At 53.7% G+C, this 9,666-nt stretch carries 9 protein-coding genes; 4 read left to right on the top strand and 5 right to left on the bottom strand.

Going from position 1 to position 9,666, the window contains the following annotated elements; genetic code table 11:
• A partial coding sequence (locus V6D20_25260) for a hypothetical protein (protein HEY9819091.1) occupies positions 1-2,063 on the bottom strand: 2,063 nt, incomplete at its 3' end.
• A gap of 400 nt (positions 2,064-2,463) precedes the next feature.
• Here V6D20_25260 and V6D20_25255 point away from each other — a divergent pair.
• The 4 genes from V6D20_25255 (at position 2,464) to V6D20_25240 (ending at position 6,099) form a co-directional block, all read left to right on the top strand.
• Positions 2,464-3,816, top strand: a complete 1,353-nt coding sequence (locus V6D20_25255) for a proton extrusion protein PcxA (protein HEY9819090.1) — start codon at positions 2,464-2,466, stop codon at positions 3,814-3,816.
• 57 nt (positions 3,817-3,873) lie between these two features.
• Positions 3,874-4,617 carry a tRNA (adenosine(37)-N6)-threonylcarbamoyltransferase complex dimerization subunit type 1 TsaB gene (gene tsaB, locus V6D20_25250; protein ID HEY9819089.1) on the top strand — a complete coding sequence of 248 codons (744 nt, stop codon included), beginning with the start codon at positions 3,874-3,876 and terminating at the stop codon, positions 4,615-4,617.
• Between the two features lie 122 nt (positions 4,618-4,739).
• Complete coding sequence (locus V6D20_25245) at positions 4,740-5,486, top strand: hypothetical protein (protein HEY9819088.1); 747 nt, start codon at positions 4,740-4,742, stop codon at positions 5,484-5,486.
• Between the two features lie 421 nt (positions 5,487-5,907).
• A complete protein-coding gene (locus V6D20_25240; protein ID HEY9819087.1) occupies positions 5,908-6,099 on the top strand; it encodes a DUF2949 domain-containing protein in 192 nt (63 codons plus the stop codon).
• Positions 6,100-6,178: 79 nt separating this feature from the next.
• Here V6D20_25240 and V6D20_25235 read toward each other — a convergent pair whose 3' ends face one another.
• The 4 genes from V6D20_25235 to mltG all read right to left on the bottom strand — a co-directional run.
• Positions 6,179-7,684: a UDP-N-acetylmuramoyl-L-alanyl-D-glutamate--2,6-diaminopimelate ligase gene (locus V6D20_25235; GenBank protein ID HEY9819086.1), complete on the bottom strand. Its 1,506-nt coding sequence runs from the start codon at positions 7,682-7,684 to the stop codon at positions 6,179-6,181.
• A gap of 27 nt (positions 7,685-7,711) precedes the next feature.
• Positions 7,712-8,041, bottom strand: coding sequence for a glutaredoxin family protein (locus tag V6D20_25230; GenBank protein HEY9819085.1), 330 nt, complete (start codon positions 8,039-8,041; stop codon positions 7,712-7,714).
• Positions 8,042-8,216: 175 nt separating this feature from the next.
• Entirely contained in the window at positions 8,217-8,771 is a 555-nt protein-coding gene (locus tag V6D20_25225) for a YqeG family HAD IIIA-type phosphatase (GenBank protein HEY9819084.1), read from the bottom strand.
• Positions 8,772-8,993: 222 nt separating this feature from the next.
• Positions 8,994-9,666: endolytic transglycosylase MltG (mltG, locus tag V6D20_25220; protein ID HEY9819083.1), on the bottom strand; the 673-nt coding region annotated here is incomplete at its 5' end.

The following is a 9,666-nucleotide window of genomic DNA, read 5'->3' as shown; positions in this document are numbered from 1 at the left end:
GTGGCGGCATTGACGATCGCCAACAGAGGCCCCACCTGTTCCTGACCATTGGTGGATAAATCACTATGGCAAAGATAGAGGCGATCGCTCACCCGTCTGAGCAGATCAGCCACCTGACGTTGAAGGCGGGCCAGATCGTCGGCTTGTTCCTCCACCGCCGTCCAAGGCTGGCCAGACCAATGGCTGAGAAATATGGGCGCACCCACAAGCGGGCCACCTCCGGTTAGCCACAGGGGGGAGCCGGCATCGAGCCAAACATGCCAACGATGATGACAGCGCTGCGATCGATATTGAAACAGGGTTGCCAGGGTCACCGCATCCGGCGATCGCCCCATCGAACGCAGGGGATAGGGATCCGCCGTAATCGTGCCATGCTGCAGCAGGTCAATAAACGCGCCGACCACTGCCGCATCGGGCAGATGGTGGTGCCCCGTCTGTCGCAACCGTCCATCCAAGTCCCAGTAGTGCTGGGCGGTTTCCATCAGCTCTCGCAGAGCAGATAGTTGATCGTAGGGCAGCGCCGTGCCGCCGTGGAAAAATTGTTGAATCGCCCGATCCAGCAAGGTGATCGGTTTCAGTGGCTTCGGCACCGGTGATGAATCAAGCTGCTGTTTCTGGGTAGCAATCCAGCCACGAATCGCTTCATAGGCCTCCGTAGCCTGATAGCCCAACCGATCCCAGCGCGGAAACGCCGTGGCCTCCAGCAGGCGGGGATGTTGCACATCGGGCACAAAACAATGATCGGTCAGCAGGCCAGCCCGCACCGGATCGATAGAGACATCCCCGCCGCGATCGCTGACGGGCATCGGCTGTTGACTCAGCACCACCAGCATATCGGCCACCGCATCCGCCTGAATTAACGGCCCTAGCCCCGGATAGATCAAGGCCAACAGCGTCAGCAGCGATCGCACCTTGGGATAGCTCACCAAGGGCTGCTGATCATGCAACGAGATCAGCGCAATGCCACGGCTGTTCAAAATCTCCCGCAGCGTATAGCGAGCGATCGCATCTAAACCTGGGCCAATAATCGCCACCTCATGGGCCGCCACCTGCCCCGAATGAATGGCCTCAGCAATCAGCTCTGCCACCTGGCGCAAAAGACTGCCCCGCGCCGTGGTTTGAATCGCCTGCACTGTCTCCGGCACCTCCACCCACAGCGGCTCTGCCAGCCAACTCAATACCCTGTCTACCCCCAAGCGATCGCCCAAGGATTGTTCCGGATTCGTGCTTAGCATTTCCTGGCGACAGCGCTGGGCCAACTGCTCCATACAGCGGGGATCGGCCCCCAGTCCCAGACGAATCGCCCCCTCGGGGTTAAACGTGAACAGGGAAGGAATCTCAGCATCCAGCCACTGACTGAATAAATCAAAAGCGATCGCCGGATACTCATCTAGATCATCCGCCAGCAGCGCCCCATAGCGATAGGTGAGATGGGATCGATACTGGGGATTGGGCAAGAGGTGTTGACCATAGAGTTCTGTAATCAAACCATAGGTGAGCAACCCCCGCTGCAAACACCAGCGCCGCCACTGCTGCAGCGCCTCTCCCGTGTGGTGCCACAGATCGGGCGTGCCGCCCATCTCTCCCAGCCCCGCCTCTAGCCGAGCAGGAATATCAGCGATCGCCGTACCGCTCAATGCCGCCAACTGCCAGATATCCAGCGATCGCCGCACCATCACCGCTTGACGCACCCCTTCTTGCTGGAGCGGGCCACCGTCTAGCAGCGGTTGCCATACCTGGGTGGCCAGGGCCTGTTCTGTCTCCGGCCGCAGCCGTACTGGGAAAGGTGTTGTAAGCTGCAGAGATTGGGCTAATAGAGGCCAAAACAGCATCACCTCCTTCTGAAAAAATCCTAAGGGCGTGTGCGACTCAAACGGTACGGCTACCTGAGTATCAAGCAACCGATCGACCAGCTCTAGGCGATTATCGCCATTGGCCGCAAAGACCACCATCGGACGAAGGGTAGCGCCTTGATCCTGCGCCCATTGGGCATACTGGCGCACCAAGCGTTCCGTCTTACCACTGCGTGTTGTTCCAACAATCCAGAGAAATCCAGAAGACACCTATCGTTCCTAAAGGGATTTGATATGATACTACTCACATCTTGACTCTATCTAGGTCATACGTGAGGGGACATAGTTACTGGTAAGCATTTCGACGTCGCTCAATGCTCTAATCCTGATGAGAAGAGGGTTGAGCGACGTCGAAACCCGGCAAGCTCCATTTAATTGAGTCTATCTACTTAAAGATACTTTAGGTCATAGAGATACGCCTCCTGCCCATGCATCCCCATTCTATTGCCTAGCCGTCCTGAGGCGATCGCCCCTCCAACGAGTCTGTGAACGTGAGCCTAGCGCCCATTGCTTCACCCACTCATCCAGCGACCGTTGCCCACCCGCTCAGAGATGATCCTTCTCAGCTCAACTCGTCTCAACCCTGTGGGTGAATCGTTCCCCTATCATTATGACATCAGCACTTTCAAGCACCGTTAAACGATATTTGCGCCGGGTCAATCAATGGTGGCTCAAAACCCCCGATCGCGCATTAGACGAGGCCTATGCAGCCGCCTGCAGGATCCGCAGCATCGAAGAGAATCACTTCAATGGCGATCGCATCTCCGCCGACGTGGGCAACTATGGCGAAGGCACCCAAGCTTACTTCCAGGGCGAACTGAAGAAAAATCTCGAAACGGCGCGCAGGCGCTTAGCAGAATTTAAGGCCAGCAATTCCGTCGTTCGCCTCTCCAATGCCCGCATCACAGAAGTGGAGATAGACGATCGCTCCGGTGAAGCCAACGTCAATATTATTGACAAACCCGCCCTCATTTTTAAGAAACTGCGGTTTATTGACGACGTGTTAGATCGCTATAGCCCCAAGCGCTATACGCCCACCCGCCGCGCTCCTCTCGTCGTCACCGCCACAGATCCTAGCCTCGACCCAGCATCCTTAGGTAGCCCCACGCCTGGCCCATCCCCAACACCGCGCCGCGCCGCACCGCGTGATGACGTGGCCTCCTTTGCGGATAAAACCGGAGTATTACCTCGCTCCATTTTGCGTACCGTCGATCGTATCCGCCGCGAATTAGATCCTAAAGCTGAAGACCAGGTTGTGGAAACCTTTCGCGATTCCAAAGTCCGCACCTTTGTCTCCCTGCGCTTCATCTTGATTTTAGTGATCGCCCCTTTATTAACCCAGCAAGTTGCCAAAAATTTCCTCGTGGGCCCCATTGTCGACCAAACCCGCCATGAAGATAGCGCCATCATCTTCCTCAACAGCGAAATGGAAGAAGAGGCCCTAGAAGAACTCAGCCGCTATGAAGAACATCTGCGGTTCAAGATTTTAATTGGGCAAGTACCCGCCATTTCATCCGAAGAGATGGAGTCTCGCATTAAGGAAAAAGCCGCAGAAATTCAGGACGAGTTTTACTGGCGCAGCTCCGATTCCATCAAAAACATCTTTGCCGACTTTCTGTCAGTCTTGGTCTTTGCTCTCGTCCTCGTTCGCAGCAAGGCAGAAATTGCTGTGCTTAAATCCTTCATAGATGAACTAATTTATGGACTGAGCGACAGCGCTAAAGCTTTTATTATTATCCTATTCACCGATACTTTCGTTGGATTCCACTCCCCCCACGGGTGGGAGATCATTCTGGAAGGCATCTCTCGGCACTTTGGGCTACCTGCCAATCGAGACTTCATTTTCTTATTTATTGCTACGTTTCCCGTGATTTTAGATACGGTCTTCAAGTACTGGATTTTTCGATATCTCAACCGCATATCACCCTCTGCCGTGGCTACCTATAAGAATATGAACGAATAGCCGCGATCGCCCCCCACCTGTCCACCTCAATCTGGCCTTGTTTAACCCTAATTGTTCATGACCCCTGCATCCCCATCTTACGCCTTAGCCATTCATACCTCCAGTCCTGATCTAGGATTTGCCATAGCCTCTCTCTCAGATTTATCCAGTTCAGACCCATCCAGTTCAGATCTATCTAGCTCAGTTCCATCTAGATCCAATCTGGGCAGCGATCGCCGCTCTCAAGTCTGGCCTCTCGGGCGAGACATTTCCAGCCAGCTCCACCTTTATCTCCAGACTTTTATTCAACCTCAAACGTGGGCAGAGTTGGCCTATCTTGCCGTTGCCATTGGCCCCGGTAGTTTCACCGGCACTCGCATCGGCGTGGTCACCGCCCGCACCCTGGCCCAGCAGCTCAACATTCCTCTTTTCGGCATCTCCACCCTAGGAGCGATCGCTTGGCACACCGCCACATCACTCTATTCACCAGATCAGTTCGCTGCTTTAGACCATCCCCTGCACATCGCCGTTCACATGGCCGCCCGTCGTCAAGAAGTCTACGGCGCAATCTACACCATCCAGCGATCGCCCCAAAATGGCCAAGCTACCCTAGTCGCCTTAGTGCCCGATACCGTATTTTCTCAAGCAGGCTGGCAAACCTACCTGGCTGCCCATCCCAAACCCGATCATGAGGTCGAAGCGATCGATGGGTTAGGGGAGTCCGTAGTATCAATCTTGACATTAGCAAACTTAGCATGGCAGCAAGGTCAACGCCCCGACTGGTCAGCGGTTCTACCCACCTACGGGCAAAGCCCAGTCTAATCTTCTCAGTCTAGATTGGCACAGTTTACGAAACATTTATACAACCCCTCCGGGATTCGAAAGCCATCGGCGAAGAACTAGGTGAACTCTAACCTTATCTTGCAAAGAACGGAGACATCCCCATGGTTCATCATGCAACGGATCGGTGTTGGTTGCTGGGCATTTTCATCGCCCTCAGTGCAGGTTTAGCCGCTTGTGGTTCAACGTCTACGCCCTCGTCCTCCACTGTCACAACGATGGACATCCCCAACGATACCGAGGAGGTCTCGCAGGATGACACGTCAGAAACACCGGAGCTAACCATGCGATTAACCGCTCCCGCCTGCGAGCAGCTGGTTAAGCACTGGGATGAAGGCAATATTGAAGCGGCCTTGCTGCTGACGGGTGACCTGATCGCTACCCATGAAGCGATCGCTGCCCCCGTTGATGTGGCTACTCAATGTTCCGAAATTCTGAGAGAAGAAACCTCCATGGCGCTAGTGGATGTGTCCGTTATTTTAGATGAACAAGAAAGTGCTGGCAGCGTCAGCGATCGCGTCTTAGATCGCTTTACCCAAGGCGAATGCTGGCTACTCTCCGGTGCCTACACCACCAATGACCTCGTGGGCGATATTTTCAAGGACGACCTAGCGACGGATAATATTGTCGGGCAACATTGTGCCGGATTACTCGCCACCGATCCAGACAACCCAGCCCTGCAGGCCCTACTAGGGGCGATCGCCACCGAAACCAGCCTCTCCAACCAAGACTGCTGGCTCTTGCGCGGAGCCTACGATGCCGCTATTCCCCAAGTAAAAGAAGCGATCGGTGACTCTCCCCTAACCAACCCCAGCGTGCAATCATCCTGCAGCGCTGAATTTGAAGGATAGTGCCCTAGGATAGCCATCTGCCCCATGCCTTTTATGCCTTTATCAAAACTTATTCAATCCATCGGAGAAATTCACCCAATTGACCTATACAAACCCTAGAGACTTTGCTAAATTATGATTCCGGACTAGTTGTCAGGTTGCTACAAAATTCTGTATCCTACGTAACAGAATTTTAAGTTTTCACCCAAGCAGGATACTTGAGTCCGGAATGGTTCGTCAGGGATTTGAAGATCATGCCTGGCTGGCAGCGATCGCTCCCGCCCTGTTTGTCGTCCTAACAGTTGATGAACAGGCTTTCAAGGTAGGCGATCGCCCCTAGATTTCTCCCTACTCTAGGAACACTTGCTCAACATCGAGCGTTCCTCCATCCTTGCCTAAGAACCCTTGTCCCTCAAGTCATTCCCCAGGAGGTGATCGCGCTATGACCCCACAGACTTACACCCGACTCGTCCAATTCCTAGAAGAGGAGTTATCTCTTTCCTCCTCAGCTATTTCCATTGCCCTACGCCATTGCGAACAAGATCCGGGGCCCTTGCCGATGATCCTCTGGAAATATGGCTTGATTACTTTGGAACAGCTTGATCGAATTTTTGACTGGATGGAAACAGCCTAATTGAATGAAGGCAACCCGATCAACCGTCTAACTCCCCCCGATTGCTCGCTTCTCCACCAGCATCAGGGGGAGGTTTAGATTAGGCGTAGCGGGCCATTAAGGCATCTCGGGCCTGTTCACGATCATCAAAATGCACCTTCTCTGTGCCCAGAATTTGATAGTCTTCGTGCCCCTTCCCGGCAATTAATACCCCATCTCCTGGCTTAGCCTGCAGGATGGCGGTGCGAATCGCCTCAGCCCGATCGCCAATCACCAGCGGCTCTGCTTCCGGTGCAATGCCCGCCACAATATCGTCTAGGATTCGGGCTGGATCTTCAGTGCGCGGGTTATCTGACGTGACGATCGCTACGTCGGACAAGCGGGCTGCAATAGCGCCCATCTGCGGTCGCTTGGTGCGATCGCGATCGCCTCCACAGCCAAACACACAGATCATCTGTCCCCGAATGAACGGCCGGGCCGCCTTCAGTAGGTTTTCCAGGCTGTCTGGCGTATGGGCATAGTCCACAATGACGCTAATATCTTGCTTTTTATGAATCTGCACCTGTTCCATACGCCCCGGCACGCCCGCAAACGTTGGTAGGCGCTGGGCGATCGCTGCTAGATCTACACCCAATTGCAGCGCTGCTCCGACAGCAGCCAAGAGATTGGCTAAGTTAAATTGCCCCACCAGCGGCGAACGAAACGCGATCGCGCCCTTAGGCGTATGCAGCTGTCCCGATACCCCATCTACGCCATAGACCAAATCACTTGTCCATAAATCCGCGATTGCATCCTGGGTGCTATAGGTCCACAGCCGCTCTGCCGGCAAGCGATCGCAGAGTTGCCGACCATAGGGATCATCCCAATTCACCACAGCTCGCCCTGTCAGATAATCTGGCGTAAAGAGCAGCGCCTTGGCGTTAAAGTAATCGTCTAAATCCTTGTGGAAATCTAGGTGGTCTTGGGTCAAGTTGGTGAACACCGCCACCTCAAAGCTACAGCCCATCACCCGTCCTTGGGCTAGAGCGTGGGAACTGACTTCCATGACACCAAACTGACTGCCGGCGCTCACCGCCGCTGCTAACTGCCGCTGGAGTTCCAAAGCAAAGGGTGTCGTATGCACCGCCGTTTCCTGATGCCCTGGCCAACGGGCATAGAGGGTGCCCAAGAGCGCCGTAGGATAGTCGCCCAGCAGATATTCAATCAAATGGGTGGTGGTCGTCTTGCCATTGGTGCCCGTCACCCCTACTAAGTGGAGCGATCGCGCCGGCTGTCCATAGAAAGCAGCTGCAAGTTGAGCACAGACCTTTGGCATATCGTCCATAGGAACCACACAGCCCTCTGCCACCGCCGCTGGATACTCCCCATCCGGCAAAGGCTTCTGGGCGGCGGCTGGAGACACTAAGGCGGCGATCGCTCCCGCTGCGATCGCCCCGCGCCAAAACTCGCCCCCATCCACCCGCGTTCCCGGCATTCCCAAAAACACATGCCCCGGCTGGCAGGCATGGGAATTGGTTGAAAGCCCTGTTACATCTTGATCCAACGCTGGATGATGGGGAAGATCCGTTTCCTGGATCACCGTTGCTAAGAGTTCACGCAATTTCATGTCAACACGTCCTCACATGCAATCCTTCTATTCTGGCTGATGACGACGCTGATATGTCTGTAGCATTTGCTCCACTTGAGCAATGCTGGCCCGAGGTGAGAGACGCGGTAAGCGCAGCGCACTGCCTTTGTCCACGCCCTCCGGCAAGACTGCCTCATCAGGCAGTACCCACATCAAGATGGGAATCTCATATTGATAGGCTTGAAACCAGTCATCCTGGGTGGTGATGTCTCGAACCTCTAGGGCGATCGCCACAGCAGTTACTTGGGCTAACTTTTCCTGCAATCCTTCACAAAGATGGCATCCAGGTTTGCTGTACAAGATTAGATGCATAGGGTCGGTGAACGATGACGTCATAGGGCTCAGATAGCGAAGCACCAACTGCTATAGGTCGCAGTTGGTGCCTCACTGAAGTATTCACAGGGTTATATCGTTAAGGTCTTTATATGGGCTGACCTCATTTAATCTATTGCTAGAATGCCAGACCGCCAGAAAAATTGGTCGAGTCATAATGTTTTCTTTATATTTACTTCTATGTGTTCCGATTACGTTGCGTATCGTTTTGTTGCATCGACTGATGGACGGAGAGAGAGGCCCCTAAAAGTTGAGACAGCCACACTTCCAAAGCACGCACAGGATAGCAGCGGCGCGTTTGGGTGGGTGAAACCATGGGCTCGACTAAGATCGTAAACATGCCCAAGCGATTCCCGGCTAGCACATCTGTAAATAGGCGATCGCCTACCATGCCCACCTGATGTACCGGAATATCCATCGCCGCCACGGCCTGACGGAGTTTACGGCGAGATGGTTTGCGTGCCCCCAAAATATAGGGCACATCTAGCGCTTGAGCGATCCGACTAATTCGCGTTTGGCTCAAGTTATTGCTCACAAGCCATAACGATACAATGGGCTTAAGCCCTTCAATCCACTGATAAATGTCATCGGGAATATCAGCGGTGGAAATCGGTACCAGTGTCTCATCTACATCCAGCACTAACCCACGCAGCCCATAGCGCTGAATGATCTCTGGCGTTAAGTCGAGTACTGAACTGCCCAGCACTAAATCGGGCTGTAGAAACTTGCTCAAATTAAATAGCCCCCAAAACAACAAACGAAAGGGTAGGTTAACCCCAATGCAGACCACAACGGCGAATGGGCGAGATATCGCTCTTCAATACCCTCATGCTCCTAAACCATCCATCTAGCATCCCTAAGCGAAATAATCCATGCTGCATCCTAGGGCAATACAGAATCTAGATCGGATGTAGAGAGGAACATTAATCCGTCAACTCTTCAAGAGTACCTTGATTCAATTCACCCGATCCGCACTAGACGAGCGATCGCCATCGACTTCATCACGAATACGACCTTGCGCAGACTCATGCTCTTCTAAGGTACGGCTAAACACGTGGGTTCCATCATAGCGAGCTACAAAGTACAGGTACTCGGTATCGGCTGGATCTAAGGAGACCTCTAGGCTAGCCAAACCTGGACTAGAAATAGGGGTTGGAGGTAGACCTGGATTGATATAGGTATTGTAGGGAGAGGGTGTCCTCACCTCAGCCAAGGTCAAGGGTTGTTCGGGGGTTTGTTGAATGCCCAGGCCATATTCCACGGTCGGATCTGCACCGAGGGGTATGTCTTCTCGCAGGCGCTTTGCAAAAACACTGGCAATGAGAGGACGCTCTTGGGCTACCACGGCCTCTTTTTCCACAATACTTGATAGGGTGACCCATTCCAGGATCGTATAGGAGGATTGAGAGGACTGTTGATAGATGGGGAGCGCCACCGTCTCAAAGCGGTCAAGCATTTGACGGATAACCATCTCTGCGGTCAGAGGGTAGGCAAGTTCGTAGGTATCGGGATAGAGAAACCCTTCGACGTGGGGTAGCCCCCTAGGCAGCCATGGGTAGGCATCGTAGGGAACTGCTTGGCTGGCTGCAATAAACTCATCGGCAGAAAATAGCCCCTCTGCCTCAAAA

The organism is Candidatus Obscuribacterales bacterium, assembly GCA_036703605.1.
GTDB lineage: Bacteria > Cyanobacteriota > Cyanobacteriia > RECH01 > RECH01 > RECH01.
The sequence above is the reverse complement of the archived record's forward strand: the minus strand, read 5'-3'. Positions and strand labels throughout refer to the sequence as shown.

Coding starts and splice junctions, on each gene's coding strand:
- V6D20_25255 (HEY9819090.1), top strand. CDS start 2,464: ATGACATCAGCACTTTCAAGCACCGTTAAACGATATTTGCGCCGGGTC.
- V6D20_25240 (HEY9819087.1), top strand. CDS start 5,908: ATGACCCCACAGACTTACACCCGACTCGTCCAATTCCTAGAAGAGGAG.
- V6D20_25230 (HEY9819085.1), bottom strand. CDS start 8,041: ATGACGTCATCGTTCACCGACCCTATGCATCTAATCTTGTACAGCAAA.
- V6D20_25245 (HEY9819088.1), top strand. CDS start 4,740: ATGGTTCATCATGCAACGGATCGGTGTTGGTTGCTGGGCATTTTCATC.
- V6D20_25235 (HEY9819086.1), bottom strand. CDS start 7,684: ATGAAATTGCGTGAACTCTTAGCAACGGTGATCCAGGAAACGGATCTT.
- tsaB (HEY9819089.1), top strand. CDS start 3,874: ATGACCCCTGCATCCCCATCTTACGCCTTAGCCATTCATACCTCCAGT.